The sequence below is a fragment of the Lentzea sp. HUAS12 genome (assembly GCF_024125735.1).
GTDB classification, from domain to species: Bacteria; Actinomycetota; Actinomycetes; order Mycobacteriales; family Pseudonocardiaceae; genus Lentzea; species Lentzea albida.
The window spans coordinates 8,701,551-8,720,678 of the sequence record NZ_CP099738.1 but is presented as its reverse complement, the minus strand read 5'-3'; the positions used below and the strand labels follow the sequence as shown (position 1 = coordinate 8,720,678).

Genomic DNA, 19,128 nt, shown 5'->3' with positions numbered 1-19,128 from the left:
TCAGATCGTGTCTACCGAGGACAGTCGACCACCGGCTACAACTGGGCGAGACCCTGCTCACACCCAGAGGAGCTCGCCATGTCGAACACCCTGCGCTCGGCGTTCGCGGGAGCCACCGCCTCCCTCGCCCTCGTCCTCACCGGCACCCCGGCCCTCGCCGTGGACGTCGTCGCGGTCACCGACGACTACCTCTACTCGAAGTCCCTCAGCCAGTTCACAGCACTGCGCGCCCAGCAACCCGACGCGGACCAGCTCGACTGGTCGTCCGACGGCTGCTCGTACTCGCCGGACAACCCCTTCGGCTTCAAGTTCCTGCCGACGTGCCACCGCCACGACTTCGGCTACCGCAACTACAAGCGCCAGGCCCGCTGGAACGAGGCGAACCGCCTGCGCATCGACAACAACTTCAAGGCCGACATGTACAACCAGTGCGGCTCGAGCTGGGCGTGCAAGCGCACGGCCGACCTGTACTACGCGGCCGTGCGCGAGTTCGGCGGCAGCGCGAGCTCGACGGCCACGAGCATCCAGCAGGCGGGCCTGAAGTAGGTCACTCGTCGTCGGCGGGGCCGCCTCCGCGCATCAGGTAGACCACGTTCTCGAGCTCGTCCGGCTTGATCAGCACCTCGCGTGCCTTCGACCCCTCGGACGGCCCGACGACGCCACGGGTCTCCAGCAGGTCCATGAGGCGCCCCGCCTTCGCGAACCCGACGCGCAGCTTGCGCTGCAGCATCGACGTCGAGCCGAACTGCGACGTCACGATCAGCTCGGTGGCCTGCACCAGCAACTCGAGGTCGTCGCCGATGTCGGCGTCGATCTCCTTCTTCTCGCCGGCCTTCTGCGCGGTGACCCCGTCGGTGTACTCGGGCTGGGCCTGGTTCTTGGTGAACTCGACGATCGAGGAGATCTCCTCGTCGCCCACGAACGCGCCCTGGATGCGCACCGGCTTGCCGGCCCCCATCGGCAGGTACAGCGCGTCACCCATGCCGATCAGCTTCTCGGCACCGGGCTGGTCCAGGATGACCCGCGAGTCCGTCAGCGACGACGTGGCGAACGCGAGCCGGGAAGGCACGTTCGTCTTGATCAGACCGGTGACGACGTCGACGGACGGCCGCTGCGTGGCCAGCACCAGGTGGATGCCGGCGGCACGGGCCTTCTGCGTGATCCGCACGATCGCGTCCTCGACGTCACGCGGCGCGGTCATCATCAGGTCGGCCAGCTCGTCGACGATCGCCATGATGTACGGGTAGGGCCGGTAGACGCGCTCGGACCCCGGCGGCGCGGTGATCTCGCCGGACTTCACCTTGCGGTTGAAGTCGTCGACGTGCCGCACCCGGTTGACCTGCATGTCCTGGTAGCGCTGCTCCATCTCCTCGACGAGCCACGCCAGCGCGGCCGCGGCCTTCTTCGGCTGCGTGATGATCGGCGTGATCAGGTGCGGGATGCCCTCGTACGGCGTCAGTTCGACCATCTTCGGGTCGATGAGGATCATCCGGACCTCGTCCGGCGTCGCGCGAGCCAGCAGCGACACCAGCATCGAGTTCACGAACGACGACTTGCCGGAACCCGTGGAACCCGCGACCAGCAGGTGCGGCATCTTCGTCAGGTTCGCGGTGACCATGTGGCCCTCGATGTCCTTGCCGAGGCCGATCACCATCGGGTGCGTGTCCTTGACGGTGGACGGCGCGCGCAGCACGTCGCCCAGGCGCACCATCTCGCGGTCGCTGTTCGGGACCTCGATGCCCACCGCGGACTTGCCGGGGATCGGGGCCAGCAGGCGGACGTTGTCCGTCGCCACGGCGTACGCGATGTTCTTGGTCAGCGCGGTGATCTTCTCGACCTTCACGCCGGGGCCGAGCTCGACCTCGTAGCGGGTGACCGTCGGGCCGCGGGTGAAGCCGGTGACCTGGGCGTCGATCGAGAACTGGTCGAGGACGCCGGTGATGGCCTCGATCATCTGGTCGTTGGCCCTGCTGCGGGTCTTCGGCGCGTCGCCGTCCTTGAGCACGTCCGGTGGCGGCAGCTGGTACTCGCCCTCGACCGCGCGCACGACCAGGGCGGGGGCGGCCGCGGCCTTCTTCGACGGCTTCGGGGACGGCGGCGGGGGCTCGACCGGCTCCTCCAGCGGGAGCTCCGCCTGCGGTTCGTCCGCGGCGACGGGCTCGACGGCCTGGCGGCGGCGCGACGGGCGGCGCAGCCGGACCGGCTTCGGCTCCTCGACGGGCTCTTCCTCGTCGAACGGGGACGGCTCGGCGGGCTTGCCGGGGTGCAGCAGCGAGCGGATCCGTTCGGGCGCCTGGCGGATCGGCGTGTGCGTCACGACCAGCAGGCCGTACGCGAAGATCAGGAACAGCAGCGGCCCGGCGACCCACGGCGTGAGGCCCTGCGCGAGGAACCCTCCCGCGAGGTAGCCCAGGGCGCCGCCGGCGTCACGGCGTTCGAGCGGGTCCATCGGAAGGCCGCCGATGAGGTGGAACATGCCGAGCACACCGATGATCATCAGGAACGAGCCGATGATCAGCCGTGGCCGCGCGTCGGGCTTGGGGTCGGTGCGCATCAGCGTGACGCCGATGCCGAGCAGCACGACCGGCACGACCACCGCCGGGAACCCGACGGAGCTGCGCACGGCGACGTCCACCCACTGCCCGACCGGTCCCCCGGCCTGCCACCACACGCCCGCGCCGGTGATGAACGCCAGCGCGATCAGCAGGAGGCCGAGGCCGTCACGGCGGTGTTCGGGGTCCAGGTCCTTGGTGCGGCTGACGGTGCGCACGACGCTTCCGACGCCACGCCCCAAAGCACCCCACACGGCACTGATGGCACCGCCGCTCTTGCGCGCGGCGGGCTTTCTGGACGCGGTGGAACGCGCCCGCGGCTTCGCTGGTGCTTTGCCGCGTGACGTGGTCTTTCTCGAAGTCCCTGTGCGCCCGGCCATGTCTACAAGGTAGTCCCTCGCGCCCCACCAGCCCCGTTTGCAACCGGGACGCGTGCGAAAGCTCATGGTTCACCGGATCGTGCACGGTGTCCTCACGACACGCCGTACGCTGCCCCGCGTGTCCACACCGCTCTTCTGGCGCGTGCTCATGGTGGTCGACCGGGGCCTGATCGCGCTGACCGGCAAGCTCGAGGTCTCGGGCGACATCCCGCCGGAACTGCTCGGCAAGCCGTTGCTGCTGGCCTCCAACCACATCGGCAACCTCGACCCGATGGTCCTCATCGCGGCGTGCCGCAAGATCGGCGTCAACCCCCGGTTCATGCTCGCGGGCGGCCTGCTCGACGCGCCGGTCATGGGACCGGCTCTCAAGGCGTGCGGCCACCTGCGCGTCGACCGCCGGTCCGCGAACGTGGGCGAGGCGATGCACCGGGCCGTCGAGGCGTTGAACAAGGGCGGCGACCCGATCGCCGTGTACCCCGAGGGCAGGATCAGCACCGACCCCGGCCTGTGGCCCGAGCGCGGCAAGACCGGCGTCGCCCGCATGGCGCTGGGCGGCGGCATCCCGGTCGTCCCGATCAGCCAGTGGGGCGCGCACGAGGCCGTCTACTGGGGCAACCTCAGCGTCAGCGGCTGGAGGGACGTCCTGCCGTACCTGACGTCGTGGCTGCGCGCGGTGCGCAAGCGGCCGACGTTCAAGGTGCACTTCGGCAAGCCGGTGGAGCTGTCGGACCTCAGGGCCGAGACCGCGGGGGACGCCCGGCGCGCCCACGAGCGGATCATGACCGCGATCACCGAGGGCTTGGTGCCGTTGCGCCTCGACGAGCCGGACGTGCCGAAGTTCCACGACCCGACGCGTCCGACGACCGGCGCCTCCCCCTGGCGGCCCGCCTGATCGAGTAGACGACCACCGTCACGAGCATCGTCAGCGGCATCGGGTTGCCCATCCACAGCCCGAGACCGAGGTCGACCAACGGGATCGTCAGCGCCAGCACGAACGCCTTGGTGCTCGCCGTGGGCAGCTTGACCTTCGGGTCCGCCCACGGCGTGCGCCCCCACGGCTTCGCGACGCTGAGCCACGTCTGGAAGGCGAACCCGGCGACCATGAGCGCGGTCCCGACCGGTGTCCACGCGCTGACGTCACCGTTCGCCGCGGCTTCGAGCCTGCCGCTCAGCACGAAGATCCCGACGTAGAGCTGCACGACGGTGATCACGAACTTCCCCAGCACCCACCAGTGCTTGAAGTACCCCCACGGCGTCGTGGCGCTGAGCATCATGCCGCTGAACGCGCTGGTGGCGCCCATGAACGCGAGCACGTGGTGGTCCAGCACCCGCGCCATCCTGAACGCGTCGGCGTCACCGGTCTTGAGCCCGTAGAGCAGCAACGTGAACAGTGCGAGCGCCTGACTCAGCCAGCCGACCGACGTCACGACGTGCAGCCACACCAACAGCGTTCGAGCGCGCTTCTGCATGATGGGTAGTGTGCCTACACATCAGCGCGAGCACATCCGGGATCACCCCTAGGAGAGCTCGTGCAGCCTCGCCCGCACCTCGGGTGTGAGCGGGTGGTCGTAGTCCTCGTAGATCGTCAGCGCTTCCAGCAGGTGCGTGCGCGCCACCTCGGGCTGGCCCGCGCTCGTCGCCCCCAGCCCGTGCAACGCCTCCGCGAGGCTCTTGCGGTCGCCGAGCACGCGCAGGAACTCGATCGCCTGCCGGAACGAGTCGCGCCCCTCGGCAGGCCGGCCCAGCTTCGACTGCGCCCAGCCGATGCCGACCAACGCCATCGCCTTGCCGTGCGGAGCGTCGTGCGAGTCCATCAGCTCGAGCGCGCGCCGCGCCGACTCGAGCGCCGCCTCGAACTGGCCAGCCGATCGCAGGATGTCGCTCAGGAACAACCGCGTGCCGCCCTCGCCGAACCACGAGCCGACCTCGACGTGCCCGCGCAGGGCCTCCCCGAACCGGTCGACGGCGAGGTCGAACTGGCGCAGTCCTCCGTACGCCATGCCCAGACCCGTGAGGCTCCACGCGGCACCGACCGGATCACCGATCTCGCGCCGGATCGCCAGTGCGCGGTCGAAGAGCTCCAACGCGTCCGCGAAGCGCTCACCGCGGAACGCCGCCAGCCCCTGGCCGTGCACCGCCCACGAGCGGGCGGCCTGGTTGCCGTCCCGCGCCGCGGCCCGTTCGGCGACGCGGTACGTGCGGGTCCACTCGTCCAGCGCGCTCGACACGATGAAGTAGTTCCACAGCGCCACCGGGATCTGCCACGCCGCGGGCGAGTCGTGCTCCTCGGCGAGCCGCGCCACCGCCAGCAGGTTCGACGACTCCGTGCGGCACCACGTGAACGCCTCGTCGTGCGAGGAGAAGTCCTGAGTGGACAGTGGCGGCAGCAGGAACGCCGGGTGGTCCGGCGGCGCGATCACGGTGCCGGCCGCGTTCGCGGTGTCGAAGTACCAGCCCAGCAGGCGCTTCACGGCCTCGTCGCGGCCACCCGACGACTCCTCGGTGGCGCTGAGCTCGGTGGCGTACAGGCGGAGCAGGTCGTGCAGCCGGAACCGGCCGCGCGCCACCTCCTCCAGCACGTGCCCGCCCGCCAGCACGTCGAGCAACGTCCGCGCCCGCGACACCGGCACACCGGCGAGCGCCGCCACGGCGCCCAGGCTGATCTCGGCACCGGGGTGCAGGCCGATCAGCCGGAACACGCGCGCGGCGTCGGGCTTGAGCGCGAGGTACGACCACGAGAAGGCGGCACGTACGGCCGTGTCCTCGTCGTCGCCCGTGGCCAGCACGTTCAACCGGTCGCGTTCGTCCGCCAGGTCACCCGCGAGGTCGGCGAGGGTGAGGTGCGGCCGGGTGACGACCCGTTCGGCCGCGATCCGCACCGCCAGCGGCAGGTGCCCGCACAGCTCGACGAGCTTCGCGGCGGCAGCGGGTTCGGCGGCCACCCGGTCGGCCCCCACCGCGGACGTCAGCAGTGTCAGGCCCTCGTCGCGCGTGAGGGTCGACAGCGTCAGCGAGTGCGCGCCGTCGCGGGCGACGAGACCGCCGAGGTGGTTGCGGGACGTCACGAGGACCATCGACGTCGACCGGCCGGGCAGCAGCGGGCGGACCTGCTCGGCCAGCCGCGCGTTGTCCAGCAGCACCAGGACCCGTTTGCCCGCGAGGACGCTGCGGTACAGCGCGGACTTCGCCGGCAGGTCCTCCGGGATGCGTTCGGACGGCACGCCGAGGCTCTGCAACAGCTGGTGCAACGCGGTGCCGGGCTGCACGGGCGGCGCCGACGAGTCGAACCCGCGCAGGTCGACGTGCAGCTGACCGTCGGGGAAACGAGATGCCACCTGGTGGGCGAAGCGGACGGCCAGCGCCGTCTTGCCGACGCCACCGGTGCCGGTGATCGCGACGAGCACCGGCGAGTGGTCCTGCGGCACGACCTCGGAGAGCTTCGCGAGCTCCTTCTCCCGGCCGGTGAAGTCGCGGATCTCGTGCGGCAGCTGGACGGGCACCAGCGCGGGCGCCACCGGTTCGGGCTGCGGGTCGTGCCGGCCGACGAGCACCTGCTCGTGCAACTGGCGCAGTTCCGGGCCGGGCTCGATGCCGAGCTCCTCGATGAGCAACCGGCGCAGGTCCGTGTAGACGGCGAGCGCCTCCGCCTGCCTGCCGCCGCGGTAGAGCGCGGACATGAGCAGTCCGTGCAGCCTCTCCCGCAACGGATGCGCGCTCACCAGCGTGGTGAGCTCCCCCGCCACCTCGGCCTCACGCCCGACCGTGAGCATCAACGCCGCACGCTGCTCCACGGCCGTGAGCCGTAACTCGGCCAGACGCGCGCGCTCCACCGCCGCGAACGGCCCCGGCACGCCGTCGAGCGCGATTCCCCGCCACAGCCCCAGGGCCGCGTCGAACGCCCGGATGGCTTGCAGTGGCTCGCTCCGCAGGCGTCCGGCTTCGTCCAGATGCGCGCGGAACACGGCAGCGTCCGAACCACGCGAACTGAGCCTCAGCAAATATCCAGCGTCCGTGGAGAGCAACACGGAACTCGGCGCCCGCGACGCCCTCTCAGGCTCGAACAGCCTGCGCAGCCCGGCGACGTACGTGTGGATGCCGTTGTCGGCGCTGGCAGGGGGATCTTCACCCCACACGGCGTCGATCAGTTCACTGCGCGACACGACGTGATTGGCACGCAAGGCGAGCACAGCGAGAACAGCCCTCTGCCGCGGCGGACCGAGCGCGAGCTCCTCGCCGTCCACCGAGGCCGCGAGCGCGCCCAGCAAGCTGACGCGCAACTCGTTCTGCACCCTGGTTCTCACTTCGTCGCTGTCCGCAGTCACCTAGCAACCTACCGTCAGTTTTCGTCCAGAGGCCATCCAGAAGGCGTGCAGAGACGTACTCAACACTTCACTCAGGTGGATTGGGCCGAAATGAGGGGCGGCGGATGAACGCGGCGGAGGTCTTCGACACGCTCGGACTGGAATACCAGCGCGCCTGGTCGCACCAGCCCGCACTGCACGGCACCCTCGCCTGGTTCGCCGCGACCCAGCCGTCAGGCTCGCGCGTGCTCGACATCGGTTGCGGCACAGGCGTTCCCGTGGCCCGCAACCTCGCCAAGGCCGGCATGAAGGTCACCGGCCTCGACGTGTCCCCGGTGATGGTCGACATCGCGGCGGAGCAGGTCCCCGACGCGACGTTCCACAAGATCGACATCCGCGACTTCGAGTCACCTCCCGGTTCGTGGGACGTCATCTGCGCCGTCTTCTCGCTGCTGCAGATGACCCAGGCCGAGATCGTGCAGACCCTCGGCCGCATCTCGACGTGGCTGCGGCCCGGCGGCCACTTCTTCCTCGCCACCGTCGCCATCGACGTCGAACAGGTCACCCTGCCCTGGATGGGCCAGGAGATCGAGGTGTCGTCGTTCTCCGAGGAGAACTTCGAGGCGCACCTGAACGAGGCCGGGCTGCGGGTCGTGCGCCGGAGCCGGCCGGTGTTCACGCCGTCGTACCCCGGCGCCACGCCCGAGGAGTCGCTGCACCTGGTGTGCCAGCGCCCCTAGAAGCCGGCCGGTGCCGCTCCTTCCCGCACAGCGCCGTCCTTCACGAACCACGCCGTCGCCCGCTCACGTTCGTCGGTCAGCAGGAAGAAACCGGCCGGCGCGTCCCCCTCGGAGTCCCGGAGCCGGGCCAGTTCGGCGACCTGCGAGCGCAACCAGTCCACCGACGACTCGCGGACATCGCCGCCGTAGGACACGTAGAGCGTCCAGTTGAACGGTCGCACCGGCACCGACCACCCGTCGGAGTACGGGTCGTGCCGGTGCGCGGCCAGCACCTCCTCGACCGCCGCGCGCTGCTCCTGCGCGAACTCGAGCCAGCCCCGTACGCCCACGTACATCCCCATCAGTGCTGCTCCGCCAGCGCGCGCCCGATGAAGTGCGCCGACAGCAACGCGAAGATGTACGCCTGCAGCACCTGCACCAGTGCCTCCAGGAAGAACAGCGCGATCGCCAGCGCGAACCCCAGCACCGACACCGGCTTGAGGTAGATCGGCGCGTTGAACAGCAGGAACTCGGCACCGAGCGTGAACACCAGGATCAGCAGGTGCCCCGCGAACATCGCCGCGAACACCCGGATCGCGAGGTTCACCGGGTCGAAGAAGAACTTGAGGATGACCTCGGTCGGGATGAGCAGCCCCCACAGCACGGGCTTCGGCACGTCCGGGATGACGAACTGGTTGCGCAGGTAGCCCTTCAGCCCGAACTTGCGGATGCCCACGAAGTGGTAGAGCGGAAAGATGATCAGCAACGCGATCGCGAACGGGAACCCGCTGTGCGTGAACGTCGGGAACTGCACGAGCGGGATCAGCCCGTAGACGTTGTTGACGAGCACGAAGCAGAAGATGCTGACGATCAACGGCACGTAAGGCGCGAATTCCCTGGCGCCGATCTGCTCACGCGCGATGGTGTTGCGGCCGAAGTCGTAGACCGACTCGGCGGCGAACTGCCAGCGTGTCGGGATCAGCCGGAGGTTCCTGGTGGTGACCAGGAAGAACGTCAGGATGATCACCACCGACAGCACCAGCAGGGCCTGCGGTTTGGTGACGGAGAAGTCGAACGGCAGGCCTAGCGGCTCGTGCCAGGTGAACATCGGCGGGAGAAGAATGTCGTCTTTACCCGGCGGTTGGAAAACATCGGCCATTGGGCGAACCCCCTCGTCCATGGTCTGGGATCAGACCTTATCGGACGAGGGGGACGCAGATCACAGCGGGGTCACGGAAACCCCCGGAAGTGTCAGACCGGAATGACCGTGGGAACGATCATCGGACGGCGCCGGTAGGTCTCCGCCACCCAGCGGCCCACGACGCGGCGCACGGCCTGCGCGACCCGGTGCGTGTCGGTGATGCCCTCGGCCTCCGTGCGCGCCAGCTCCATCTCCACGAGCGGCACCACGGCCTCCAGCGCCTTGGGGTCGTCGGAGAAGCCGCGGCCGGAGATCGTCGGCGACGTCACGGCACGGCCGGTCGCCTGCTCGATGGCGACCGAGATCGAGATGAAGCCGCCCTCGCCGAGCACCAGGCGGTCGGACAGCGTCGACTCGCCGACGTCGCCCACGGACAGGCCGTCGACGTACACGTGGCCCACGACGACCCGGCCCGAGACCGCGGCCTTGCCGTCGATCAGGTCCACGACGACGCCGTCCTCGGCGATCACGACGTGGTCCTCGGCGACACCGGTGGCGACGGCGAGAGCCGCGTTGGCCCTCAAATGCCTCCACTCGCCGTGCACGGGCATCACGTTGGACGGCCGCACGGCGTTGTAGAGGAACAGGAGTTCGCCTGCCGGCGAGTGGCCGGAGACGTGCACCTTGGCGTTGCCCTGGTGCACGACGGTCGCGCCGAGCTTGGCGAGGCCGTTGACGACGTTGAAGACCGCGTTCTCGTTGCCGGGGATCAGCGACGACGCGAGGATGACCGTGTCGCCCTCGCGGATCGAGATCTGGCGGTGCTCGCCGCGGGCCATGCGCGACAGCGCGGACAGCGGCTCGCCCTGCGACCCCGTGGAGACGAAGAGGACCTCGTTCTCGTCCATCTTCATCGCGACGTCGAGGTCGACGAAGAGGCCGTCCGGGACCTTGAGGAAGCCCAGCTCGGACGCGATGCCCATGTTGCGCACCATCGAGCGGCCCACGAAGGCGACCTTGCGCTTGTACTGCACGGCCACGTCGAGGACCTGCTGGACACGGTGCACGTGCGAGGCGAAGCACGCCACGATGACGCGCTGGTCGGCCTTGCGGATCACGTTCTCCAGCACGGGGCCGATCTCGCGCTCGGGCACGACGAAGCCGGGCACCTCGGCGTTGGTCGAGTCGACCAGGAACAGGTCCACGCCCTCGTCGCCGAGGCGCGAGAAGCCGGCCAGGTCCGTCAGGCGGCCGTCGAGCGGCAGCTGGTCCAGCTTGATGTCACCGGTGTGCAGCACCAGGCCGGCGGACGTGCGGATGGCGACCGCGAGCGCGTCCGGGATCGAGTGGTTCACGGCGAAGAACTCGAGCTCGAACGGCCCGAACGAGCGCCGCTCCCCCTCCTTCACCTCCACGAGCTGCGGGGTCTGGCGGTGCTCCCGGCACTTGGCGGCGAGCAGCGCCAGCGTGAAGCGGGAACCCACGACCGGCACGTCGGGGCGCAGCTTCAGCAGGAACGGGACCGCGCCGATGTGGTCCTCGTGGCCGTGCGTCAGGACGATGGCGTCGATGTCGTCGAGCCTGTCCTCGATCGCGCGGAAGTCCGGCAGGATCAGGTCGACGCCCGGCTGGTCGTCCTCGGGGAACAGAACGCCGCAGTCGACCACGAGCAGCCTCCCGGCGTGCTCGAAGACGGTCATGTTGCGGCCGACCTCGCCGATTCCGCCGAGAGCGACGACGCGGAGGCCGCCTTCCGGCAGTGCGGGTGGCAGTTCGGTCGATTGGGTCACGCGTTGACTCCCAGTTCGGCCGCGATGGCCTCGATGTCCTCGGCTGCGGCGGGCACCAGCGGCAGACGGGGATCCCCCACGTCCAGTCCGCGCAGGCGCAGCGCAGCCTTCGTGTACGTCACGCCGGGAACCCGGCGGAAGGGTCGCAGCAACGGCAGCAGCGACTCGTGGATTTCCTTTGCCCGGACCACGTCTCCGGATTCATACGCATCGACGAGATCGCGCAGGCGATCTCCGGCCAGGTGACCGATGACGCTCACGAACCCGACGGCGCCCACGGACAGCCACGGCAGGTTCAGCGGGTCGTCGCCCGAGTAGTAGGCGAGATCGGTCGAGGCGATCACCCGGCTGCCCGCGTGCAGGTCGCCCTTGGCGTCCTTCACGGCGAGGATCCGCGGGTGCTCCGCCAGGCGCAGCAGCGTGTCGACCTCGATCGGCACGATGGCGCGCGGCGGGATGTCGTAGAGCATCACCGGCAGGTCGGAGGCGTCCGCGACGGCGGTGAAGTGCGCCAGCAGGCCCTCCTGCGGCGGCCGCGAGTAGTACGGCGTCACGACCAGCACGCCGTGCGCGCCCGCCTTGGACGCCTGCTCCACCAGGTGGATGCTGTGCGCGGTGTCATAAGTGCCCGCACCGGCGACCACGGTCGCGCGGTCGCCCACGGCCTCCACGACGGCCGTGAGCAGCGCGGCCTTCTCCCGGTCGGTCGTGGTCGGGCTCTCGCCGGTCGTGCCGTTGACGACCAGGCCGTCGTTGCCCAGGTCCACCAGGTGTTTCGCCAGTTCCTGCGCCTTGGGGAGATCGACCTCGCCACGACGGTCGAACGGGGTGACCATGGCGGTGAGAACGCGGCCGAACGGGCGGTCCGGCCCTGCGTACGGGCTTCCTGGCATGCGCAGAAACTACCCGAGTTCAGACGCTTCGGTTCAACGACCGCACCCGTTGCACCGCGTCGGCGTCACCGCTGTATTCCACACGGGCCTCGTCGCGCCCGAAAGCCAGCATCACGAGCTCGGGCACCTCGCCGGTGATCACCACGCCGTTCGCGCCCTGCTTGGCGACGACGTGCTCGCCGTCGGGCCGCACCAGCGTCACACCGACGGGCGACGACTTGTACGTCATGCGCGCGGTCAACGGCAGCAGCTTCCACAGCGTCGCCTCGCGCCGGGCGTCGTACGGCCGTGGCTCCCAACCGGTCTGTGCGCGCCGCACGTCCTCGTGGTGCACGAAGTACTCGGCGGTGTTGATCACGTTGTCGAACGGCTGGATCCAGAACGGCGGCGTGCGGACCAGGTCCAGGAGCTCGCTCCACGCCTTGTGCGTGTAGTCCTCCTGGACCTTCTCCGTCCACTTCGCGAAAACGGGCAGCACTATGCCGGGCGCGGTGTCCGGGCGGCGCTCGCGGATCGCGAGGTGGGCGGCCAGGTCCTTGGCCGACCAGGTGCCGCACAGCGTGGGCGCGTCGGGGCCGAGCTCGGTCATCAGGTCGACGAGCGCCTTGCGCTCGTCACGGGCGAGACTCACCCGCCCATTGCACCACAGCCGGCTCAGGCCTCGTTCGGCTTGTAGCAGGCGGTGAACCCCGTCGGCTTGGACGAGTTGTCGGCCAGCAGCTTGACCACCTGGTCGCGCTTGAGGTTCTCCGGGTAGCCGGGCCAGTCCGGTTCCTGCCCGTTGACGTGCAGCTCGTCGAGCCAGTAGCCCGACTGACCGGAGACCTTGGCCATCTCGAGGTCGCAGCCCTTGACCCGGACCACGACCTCGATGATCTTCTCCGAGGACTTGACCGTGCGCTTGCCGATCTTCTTGGACTTCTTCTCCTTCTCCGTGCTGGGCGCGCCGGGGTTGCTGAACCCGGCCGCCTTGAGCTCGGCGACGAACTTGTCCTCGTTGCCGGAGCAGGCCGTCAGAGCGGCCGCGCAGGAGAGGGCGAGCAGGGCAGGAGCGATCTTCCGCTTCACCGTCAGTTGTCCTTCTTCGCGCTGATGCTGCCGTCGAGTTTGCTGCCGTCCTTGGCGCCCGCCAGGCACCAGATCTTGCGTTCCGCGTTGCCGCTCTTGTCCTTGGCCCACGCGCTCTCGCTCGGGACCAGGGTCGTGAGCTTGAGGTTCGCCCCGTCCTTGATCCACGCCGAGTTCAGCGTCATCTCGCACCGGGCCACACCGAGGCTCTTCAGCGCGTCGACCCCGGGATAGGCGGCGTCGGGGAAGTTCGACTGCACGGGCAGGCTGTCGATCACGTCGAACACCTCGAAGTCGTGTGGCTTGTCGCACTCCTCGCGGGTGTCCGAGTTGAGCAGCTTGGTCGGGGCGACCTCGCCGATGCCGCACGTGTTCTCGTAGAGCTGGAACACCGGGACCTCGGCGCCCTCGCCGTAGGTGAGCGCCGCGCTGCCGCTGCTGCCGCCGGGAGCGGTGAACGCCTTGTGCACGAAGATGCCGCCGGTGAACGCCGCCGCGGCGATGACCGCCGCGCCGACCAGCGCGAGGATGCGGTTGCGCTTCTTCTTCGCCGGGTCGGCGGCCGCGGGCTGCTGGTACTGCTGGGTCTGCACCGGCGCGATGCCGGTCGGCGGCGTCGGCTGGTTGCCGATGCTGGAGAGCATCGCGCGCGCCTGCGGACCGGACAGCCGGGCGTTCGGGTCGGCGATCAGCAGACCGGTGATGACCGCGCCGAGCACGCCCGTCGCGCGGGTCAGCCGCGGTGTCTCGCTCATGATCGCGTGCAGCGTCGAGGCCGTGGAGGAGCGCTCGAACGGGCTCCAGCCCTCGACGGCGTAGCAGAGGGTCGCGCCCAGGGCCCACAGGTCGGACGCGGGACCGGCCTCGTGGCCGTGGATGCGTTCCGGCGCCATGTACGCGGGCGAGCCGATGAGGCTGCCGCTCGTGGTCAGGCGCGGGTCGTCGACGGCCTGGGCGATGCCGAAGTCGGTGAGCTTGAGCTTGCCGTCCGGGCGCACCATCAGGTTGCCGGGCTTCACGTCGCGGTGCACGATCCCGGCCTGGTGCGCGGTCTCGAGCGCGGACAACGCCTGCAGCGCCATCGAGATGACCTGGTTCTGCGGCATCGGGCCGTGCGTGCTGATCAACGTCGACAGCGTCGCCGCCTCGACCAGCTCCATGATGATGTACGTCGTGCCGTTCTCGTTGATGGCGTCGTACACCGTCACCACGGCCGGGTCGTTGAGCTTGCCGGCCGTGCGCGCCTCACGCAGGGCGCGCTCTTCGAGCACACGGCGTTCCTCGTGCGCGATGCCGTCGGGCAGGTGCAGTTCCTTGACCGCCACGAAACGCCCGATGTGGCGGTCCTGGGCGCGCCACACGATGCCCATGCCACCGCGGCCGAGCTCGGCCACCAGGGCGTACCTGCCCGCGATGAGGCGCGGTTCGACTGCCTGTCCGTGCAACGTGCGCTCCTGAAGCCTGGGAACCGGGGGCGTTGACGGTACTTGAGACCCGCCAACCGGGGGATCGGTTCCTAGGCTTCCGGCGCTACAACCAGTTCGTGACCTGCGGCACGCAAGGCCACCACGGCACGGCCCAGATCGGCGTGCTTCACGAGCAGGTGGTCCGTGTCGTATGTGGACAGCGCGAACAACGAGACTCCCGCCGCCGCCAGTTCGCCCGCGAGCGCGGCCATGATGCCGGTGAGCGTGAACTCCAGCGGCCCGCGCACGGTGAGCAGCCGCCAGCCCTTCTCGGCCGCGTCGCCGTCCACCGCGAACGAGGCCGGGGCGATGATCGACAGCTCGGCCGGGGTCCTGGTCACGGACACCAGCACGCCGGTGAGGTCGAGCAGTCCGGCGGGGACAGGGGCGTCCGGTGCCAGGCGCGTGACCGCGTATTCGCCGGGCGGGACGTCCACGATGAGCCGCTTCATGGAGGTCAGCCTTCAACCACCAGCGGGCTGGAGGCAACTTCTGTGCCGTCCGGGAGTGTCGAGATGACGAAGTCCGCGAACGCGTTGGGCGCGGCCTTGGTCAGTTCGCGCAGGCACGCGACGGCGAGCTCGCGCAGTTCGACGTTGATGTGCTCCGTGGCGCGCATCGCGATGAAGTGGCGCCACGAGCGGTAGTTGCCCGTCACGACGATCTCGGTGCCGGTGGCGTTGGGCAGCACGGACCGTGCGATCTGCCGCGCGCGCCGCCCGTTGACGGTCTTCTCCAGGCTCTGCACGAGGTCCTCGTACGCCTTCAGGCTCGCCTCGGTCGCGGCGACGAACCGCGCGTGCAGTTCCGGGTCCCCGGCGATCAGCGACGGCTCGACGACGTCGGTCGGGTCGGTGCGCTGGGAGAGCTGCGAGTAGGAGAAGTGCCGGTGCCGGATCAGCTCGTGGGTGAGCGAGCGGGGCAGCTCGGTCAGGTAGAGCGAGGCGCTGCCGTGCTCGAACGCGGCGAGGTGCCCGACGTCGAGCAGGTGGTGCAGGAACGTCGCGTTGGTGTTGGTCATGGGGTTCGAGCGGTCCCACGACTGGTAGCAGGCCCGGCCGGCGAACTCGACGAGCGCCGCGCCACCGTCCGCGTCGGTCGTCCACGGGACGTCGTCCGGCGGGATGAACTCGGTCTTGGCCACCAAACGCACTCTCGGCATGGCCTCGACATTAACCGTGACGCCAGGCGGTGGTTGCACGATGTCGGAAGTGACGTCATAGTGGTGTCATGGATCTGTCGCCGTACATCGCGTCACTGCGCGAGGACCTGGCGACGGCCGCGTCAGCGGGGGATGAGAACACCCGTCGAACGGCCGCCGCGTTGTCCGCAGCGCTCGAGCCAGCCGCGCGACTGGCGATCATGAACGCACTGTCCGACCTCGCCGCGGAGGTCACCGCCTCCCTGGACGGCCAGGTCGTGGACGTACGACTCGCCGGCCGTGACGTCCAGGTGGTCGTCACGGGCTCCGCCGAACCGGAGCCGGAGCCCGCTCCGCGCCAGGAGGCGCCGAACTTCGGTGACGCCACCGGTGACATCAGCCGCGTCACGCTGCGTCTGATCAACGAGCTCAAGTCGAAGGCCGAGGCCGCCGCGGCGGCCCAGGGCGTGTCGCTGAACTCGTTCATCCAGCAGGCCGTCGGTGGCGCCGTGCACGGCAAGCACAAGCACCACGGACACAAGGGGTGGAGCGGGAACGCGGGCTCGGGCTCGCGGGTCCGCGGATGGGTGCAGGGGTGAGCGGGATGACCGAACCGACAGCGGAACCGACCGAGCCGTCCGGCGTCGTGCGCCAGCAGAGCTTCGAGTTCGCGGGCATCGCCGAGATCGACATCTCGCTGCTCAGCGGCCGGGTGCAGGTGCAGCTCGTCGACGCGCCGGGTGTGCACGTCGAGGTGCGGCACGACCCGAACGCGGGCAACTCGTGGACCGAGGGCCTGAGCAGCGTGCTGAGCTGGGTCAGCGGCCAGTTCGGCCCCGACAAGACCGCTCCCCCGACGGGTCCGGAGGAGGCCGTGCGCGACGCACGCGTCGAACTGCTGGGCAACCGTTTGCGCATCGAATCGTCCAAGGCGCTGCCGTTGCGCGCCGTGCCGCTATCGGTGGTGGTGACGGCACCCGTCGGGTCGCACGTCGCCTCACGGACCGGTGCGGCCGACGTCGTCGTGACGGGTGGCGCGGGTCGTCTCGACCTCAACACCGGCACGGGCAGCGTGTCCGCGGACCGGGCGACCGGCGAGGCCAAGGTGAACTCGGGCGCCGGCACCGTTCGCCTGGGCACGATGCTCTCGACGCTGAAGGCCAAGACGGGCAGCGGGGACGTCGAGGTGTCGTCGGTCGGCGGCGCCACCACGCTGGTCACCGGCACGGGTGACGTGTGGCTGGGCGCCGTGCAGGGCGACGTCCAGGTGCGCACCGGCAGCGGCGACCTGACGGTGGCCGACGCCGCGTCCGGCGAGATCCACCTGGGCACCGGCTCGGGTCACATCCGCGTCGGCGTCCGGCAGGGCACGCTCGCGCGCATCGACCTGGTGTCGACGTCCGGCACCGCCCGCAGCGACTTCGACGTCTCGTCCGAGCCGCTGGGTGACGCCACCCTGTCGGTCACGGGCCGCACGGGCAGCGGCAACGCGCTGGTGACCGCCGCGACGAGCTGACCGGGGGGTCGGAAAGGCCCGGACGGCGTCCTCACGGCTCCTGGAACGGTTTGGAGCCGCCGGGGACGTCGTCCGGGAAGATCGGGCAGCGCAGCTCCCCGGTCAGGAACTTCCTGATGAAGCTCGAGAAGCTGCCGTCGTAGGACCACTTCTGCCGCATGTCCGTGATCAGCACGGTCCACTCGTCCGGCTCGCCCTTGGTGAACCACAGGCAGTGGTCGCCGTTCGCGGTCATGCCCCAGGGCAGCAGCCCGGGTGACTCCGGGTGGGCGCGCAGACCGGGCTGACGGCGCAGCGCCCGCAGCATCTTGGGCGCCGTGGACATCCAGTTCATGAAACCGGCACGTGCCGTCGGGTGCAGGATGCGGACGTAACCACCGACGATCAGCGGTGGATAGGCCTCGGCGAGGTGCACGTAGTCGCTGGGCAGGGCCGTGCCGGCACGCGCTTCGACCGCGTTCCAGTCGACCGGGTCCGGACGCCTCTCCGGCGCTCCCAGCAGATCGATCCACTCGTCAGGCGGCACCGTTCACCTCCGTGACCCTCAAGCATCGCCTGTGGCACTTGGGATTCGGTTGTACCGCAGTCCAGCCGCGACCAGTGAGACGACGGCGTCGAACGCGTCCTGAATGTGAGGATTCCCCCACTCCTGGGCGTGCGCCGGGTGGTGGAACGCCTGCGTCGCGTCCCACACCGCCTGTGCCGTCCTCGGCACGTCGTCCGTCACGAACTCGTGGGTATCCACTCCCGCCTGGATGATGCGCGCGATCAGGCCCACCAGGTGCTCGACGTGGTCCTCGACGACGCCGCTGCTCTCGCCGACCAGGGTCTTGTACGTCGTGAACAGCTCCAGGTCCTCGGTGTGCGAGCGCCGCTTCCTGTCGAAGAGCCTCTGCAGCCACTCCCGCAGCACCTCGGAGGCGGGCAGGCCCCGGTCGAACGCCGGTTCCATCTCCTGGTGGATCGCGTCGAGCCAGCGCCTGGTCACCGCCTCGCGCAGCGCGGCCTTGGTCGCGAAGTGGCGGTAGACGCTGCCGTGGCTGACCCCGAGCGCCTTGGCGACGTCGACCACCGTCGCCTTGGCCGGGCCGTACCTGCGCAGCACCTCTTCGGTCGCCACGAGGATCGCCTCCGCGGTCAGCGCCTCCGCCACTCCACTCACCTCTCGCTGTCCAGCATCGCCATCTGCTCGGCCGCGTAGCGCGTGCCCGCAGCGGCTCCGAGAGGAACAACGGCCTCGATCTCGGCCAGTTCCCGCTCGGTGAACGTCACGTCGGCGGAACCCACCGCCTCCTCAAGCCTCGCACGCTTCGTCGTGCCGACCAGAGGCACCACGTCCTCACCGCGCGACGCGACCCACGCGATCGCGAGCTGCGCGACCGTGACGCCCTTGGCCTCGGCGATCTCGTTGAGCTTGGTGACGAGGTCCTGGTTGCGGGTCAGGTTGTCGCCCTGGAACCGCGGCGCGTGGCCGCGCCAGTCGCTCGCGTCGAGGGTGAGCGGCTTCGAGGAGATCAGGCCGCGCGAGAGCACGCCATACGCCGTGATGCCGATGCCCAACTCACGGGTGGTCTGCAGGATCTCCCGCTCGACACCGCGCTCCAGCAGGCCGTACTCGATCTGCAGGTCCGCGATGGGGTGCACGGCGTGCGCCCGGCGGATGGTCTCGGCACCGACCTCGCTCAGGCCGATGTGCCGGACGCGGCCCTTGTCGACCTGCTCGGCGATGGCGCCGATGGTGTCCTCGATCGGCACGCTCGGGTCGAGCCGGGCCGGCCGGTAGATGTCCACGTGGTCGGTGTCCAGGCGCTGCAACGAGTACGCGAGGAAGTTGGCCACCGCGACCGGCCGCGTGTCGAACCCGATGAACGCGCCGTCGGCGTCCCTCATGCCGCCGAACTTGACGCTGAGCCGCACCTCGTCGCGACGACCCCTGATCGCCTCCGCGACCAGCAGCTCGTTGTGGCCCTGGCCGTAGAAGTCACCGGTGTCGAGCAGCGTGACCCCGGCGTCCAGTGCGGCCCGGACCGTCGCGATGCTCTCGTCCCGGTCGGCCGGGCCGTAGGCGTTGGACATGCCCATGCAGCCCAGGCCGAGGGCGGACACGACCGGACCGGTGGCTCCGAGCTGGCGCTTCTGCATTTCGAACCCCTTCGTCGTC

20 protein-coding genes are annotated in these 19,128 nt (G+C 69.8%); 5 read left to right on the top strand and 15 right to left on the bottom strand.

Going from position 1 to position 19,128, the window contains the following annotated elements:
- The first annotated feature begins 78 nt into the window (after positions 1-78).
- Entirely contained in the window at positions 79-546 is a 468-nt protein-coding gene (locus ND450_RS40965; RefSeq protein ID WP_253323397.1) for a phospholipase, read from the top strand.
- 1 nt (position 547) lies between these two features.
- Here the strand turns inward: ND450_RS40965 and ND450_RS40960 are convergent, their stop codons facing one another.
- Positions 548-2,932, bottom strand: coding sequence for a DNA translocase FtsK (locus tag ND450_RS40960; protein ID WP_253323396.1), 2,385 nt, complete (start codon positions 2,930-2,932; stop codon positions 548-550).
- 118 nt (positions 2,933-3,050) lie between these two features.
- Here ND450_RS40960 and ND450_RS40955 point away from each other — a divergent pair, with 118 nt between their 5' ends.
- On the top strand, positions 3,051-3,824 hold the full coding sequence (locus ND450_RS40955) for a lysophospholipid acyltransferase family protein (RefSeq protein WP_371927559.1): 774 nt from the start codon (positions 3,051-3,053) through the stop codon (positions 3,822-3,824).
- On the opposite strand, the gene ND450_RS40950 is transcribed toward ND450_RS40955, so the two are convergent.
- Together ND450_RS40950 and ND450_RS40945 are read right to left on the bottom strand one after the other, a co-directional pair.
- The gene (locus ND450_RS40950) at positions 3,721-4,401 is read right to left on the bottom strand and encodes a hypothetical protein (RefSeq protein ID WP_253323395.1); all 681 of its coding nucleotides are present in this window, start codon (positions 4,399-4,401) and stop codon (positions 3,721-3,723) included. The two genes, ND450_RS40955 and ND450_RS40950, sit on opposite strands and share 104 nt — an antisense overlap.
- A 48-nt stretch (positions 4,402-4,449) precedes the next feature.
- A complete protein-coding gene (locus ND450_RS40945; RefSeq protein ID WP_253323394.1) occupies positions 4,450-7,254 on the bottom strand; it encodes a BTAD domain-containing putative transcriptional regulator in 2,805 nt (934 codons plus the stop codon).
- A 104-nt stretch (positions 7,255-7,358) separates the two neighbouring features.
- Between ND450_RS40945 and ND450_RS40940 the strand changes: the two genes are divergently transcribed.
- A complete protein-coding gene (locus ND450_RS40940; protein ID WP_089917360.1) occupies positions 7,359-7,973 on the top strand; it encodes a class I SAM-dependent methyltransferase in 615 nt (204 codons plus the stop codon).
- Here ND450_RS40940 and ND450_RS40935 read toward each other — a convergent pair.
- From ND450_RS40935 to thyX, 9 genes are all read right to left on the bottom strand, one after another.
- Positions 7,970-8,314 (bottom strand): hypothetical protein, encoded by a 345-nt coding sequence (locus tag ND450_RS40935; protein ID WP_253323393.1) that lies wholly within the window; start codon positions 8,312-8,314, stop codon positions 7,970-7,972. The two genes, ND450_RS40940 and ND450_RS40935, sit on opposite strands and share 4 nt — an antisense overlap.
- Positions 8,314-9,060 (bottom strand): F0F1 ATP synthase subunit A, encoded by a 747-nt coding sequence (atpB, locus tag ND450_RS40930; RefSeq protein WP_253323392.1) that lies wholly within the window; start codon positions 9,058-9,060, stop codon positions 8,314-8,316. The genes ND450_RS40935 and atpB overlap by 1 nt, the downstream gene beginning before the upstream one ends.
- A 143-nt stretch (positions 9,061-9,203) precedes the next feature.
- Positions 9,204-10,883 (bottom strand): ribonuclease J, encoded by a 1,680-nt coding sequence (locus tag ND450_RS40925; RefSeq protein WP_253323391.1) that lies wholly within the window; start codon positions 10,881-10,883, stop codon positions 9,204-9,206.
- Positions 10,880-11,776, bottom strand: a complete 897-nt coding sequence (gene dapA / locus ND450_RS40920) for a 4-hydroxy-tetrahydrodipicolinate synthase (RefSeq protein WP_253323390.1) — start codon at positions 11,774-11,776, stop codon at positions 10,880-10,882. Before dapA ends, ND450_RS40925 begins: the two co-directional genes overlap by 4 nt.
- Positions 11,777-11,795: 19 nt before the next feature.
- The gene (locus tag ND450_RS40915) at positions 11,796-12,407 is read right to left on the bottom strand and encodes a TIGR03085 family metal-binding protein (protein ID WP_253323389.1); all 612 of its coding nucleotides are present in this window, start codon (positions 12,405-12,407) and stop codon (positions 11,796-11,798) included.
- Between the two features lie 23 nt (positions 12,408-12,430).
- On the bottom strand, positions 12,431-12,844 hold the full coding sequence (locus tag ND450_RS40910) for a hypothetical protein (protein WP_089917368.1): 414 nt from the start codon (positions 12,842-12,844) through the stop codon (positions 12,431-12,433).
- Positions 12,845-12,846: 2 nt separating this feature from the next.
- Complete coding sequence (locus ND450_RS40905) at positions 12,847-14,289, bottom strand: serine/threonine-protein kinase (protein ID WP_253323388.1); 1,443 nt, start codon at positions 14,287-14,289, stop codon at positions 12,847-12,849.
- Between the two features lie 71 nt (positions 14,290-14,360).
- Positions 14,361-14,762 (bottom strand): ACT domain-containing protein, encoded by a 402-nt coding sequence (locus ND450_RS40900; RefSeq protein ID WP_253323387.1) that lies wholly within the window; start codon positions 14,760-14,762, stop codon positions 14,361-14,363.
- Between the two features lie 5 nt (positions 14,763-14,767).
- A complete protein-coding gene (gene thyX / locus ND450_RS40895; RefSeq protein ID WP_253323386.1) occupies positions 14,768-15,472 on the bottom strand; it encodes an FAD-dependent thymidylate synthase in 705 nt (234 codons plus the stop codon).
- 68 nt (positions 15,473-15,540) lie between these two features.
- Here thyX and ND450_RS40890 point away from each other — a divergent pair, with 68 nt between their 5' ends.
- Positions 15,541-16,050 carry a toxin-antitoxin system HicB family antitoxin gene (locus ND450_RS40890; RefSeq protein ID WP_253323385.1) on the top strand — a complete coding sequence of 170 codons (510 nt, stop codon included), beginning with the start codon at positions 15,541-15,543 and terminating at the stop codon, positions 16,048-16,050.
- A gap of 5 nt (positions 16,051-16,055) precedes the next feature.
- A complete protein-coding gene (locus ND450_RS40885) occupies positions 16,056-16,967 on the top strand; it encodes a DUF4097 family beta strand repeat-containing protein (RefSeq protein ID WP_253323384.1) in 912 nt (303 codons plus the stop codon).
- A gap of 31 nt (positions 16,968-16,998) precedes the next feature.
- Here the strand turns inward: ND450_RS40885 and ND450_RS40880 are convergent, their stop codons facing one another.
- The 3 genes from ND450_RS40880 to ND450_RS40870 are packed head-to-tail and all read right to left on the bottom strand — an operon-like array spanning position 16,999 to position 19,109.
- On the bottom strand, positions 16,999-17,493 hold the full coding sequence (locus ND450_RS40880; protein WP_089917375.1) for a hypothetical protein: 495 nt from the start codon (positions 17,491-17,493) through the stop codon (positions 16,999-17,001).
- Between the two features lie 18 nt (positions 17,494-17,511).
- Positions 17,512-18,120, bottom strand: coding sequence for a TetR family transcriptional regulator (locus ND450_RS40875; protein ID WP_253323383.1), 609 nt, complete (start codon positions 18,118-18,120; stop codon positions 17,512-17,514).
- Positions 18,121-18,125: 5 nt separating this feature from the next.
- On the bottom strand, positions 18,126-19,109 hold the full coding sequence (locus ND450_RS40870; RefSeq protein ID WP_253323382.1) for an aldo/keto reductase: 984 nt from the start codon (positions 19,107-19,109) through the stop codon (positions 18,126-18,128).
- Positions 19,110-19,128: the final 19 nt, after the last annotated feature.

Bases quoted from the DNA above. Each gene is read 5' to 3' on its own strand.
- ND450_RS40965 (WP_253323397.1), top strand. From the start codon at position 79: ATGTCGAACACCCTGCGCTCGGCGTTCGCGGGAGCCACCGCCTCCCTC.
- ND450_RS40960 (WP_253323396.1), bottom strand. From the start codon at position 2,932: ATGGCCGGGCGCACAGGGACTTCGAGAAAGACCACGTCACGCGGCAAA.
- ND450_RS40950 (WP_253323395.1), bottom strand. From the start codon at position 4,401: ATGCAGAAGCGCGCTCGAACGCTGTTGGTGTGGCTGCACGTCGTGACG.
- ND450_RS40940 (WP_089917360.1), top strand. From the start codon at position 7,359: ATGAACGCGGCGGAGGTCTTCGACACGCTCGGACTGGAATACCAGCGC.
- ND450_RS40935 (WP_253323393.1), bottom strand. From the start codon at position 8,314: ATGGGGATGTACGTGGGCGTACGGGGCTGGCTCGAGTTCGCGCAGGAG.
- atpB (WP_253323392.1), bottom strand. From the start codon at position 9,060: ATGTTCACCTGGCACGAGCCGCTAGGCCTGCCGTTCGACTTCTCCGTC.
- dapA (WP_253323390.1), bottom strand. From the start codon at position 11,776: ATGCCAGGAAGCCCGTACGCAGGGCCGGACCGCCCGTTCGGCCGCGTT.
- ND450_RS40900 (WP_253323387.1), bottom strand. From the start codon at position 14,762: ATGAAGCGGCTCATCGTGGACGTCCCGCCCGGCGAATACGCGGTCACG.
- thyX (WP_253323386.1), bottom strand. From the start codon at position 15,472: ATGCCGAGAGTGCGTTTGGTGGCCAAGACCGAGTTCATCCCGCCGGAC.
- ND450_RS40890 (WP_253323385.1), top strand. From the start codon at position 15,541: ATGGATCTGTCGCCGTACATCGCGTCACTGCGCGAGGACCTGGCGACG.
- ND450_RS40885 (WP_253323384.1), top strand. From the start codon at position 16,056: ATGACCGAACCGACAGCGGAACCGACCGAGCCGTCCGGCGTCGTGCGC.
- ND450_RS40870 (WP_253323382.1), bottom strand. From the start codon at position 19,109: ATGCAGAAGCGCCAGCTCGGAGCCACCGGTCCGGTCGTGTCCGCCCTC.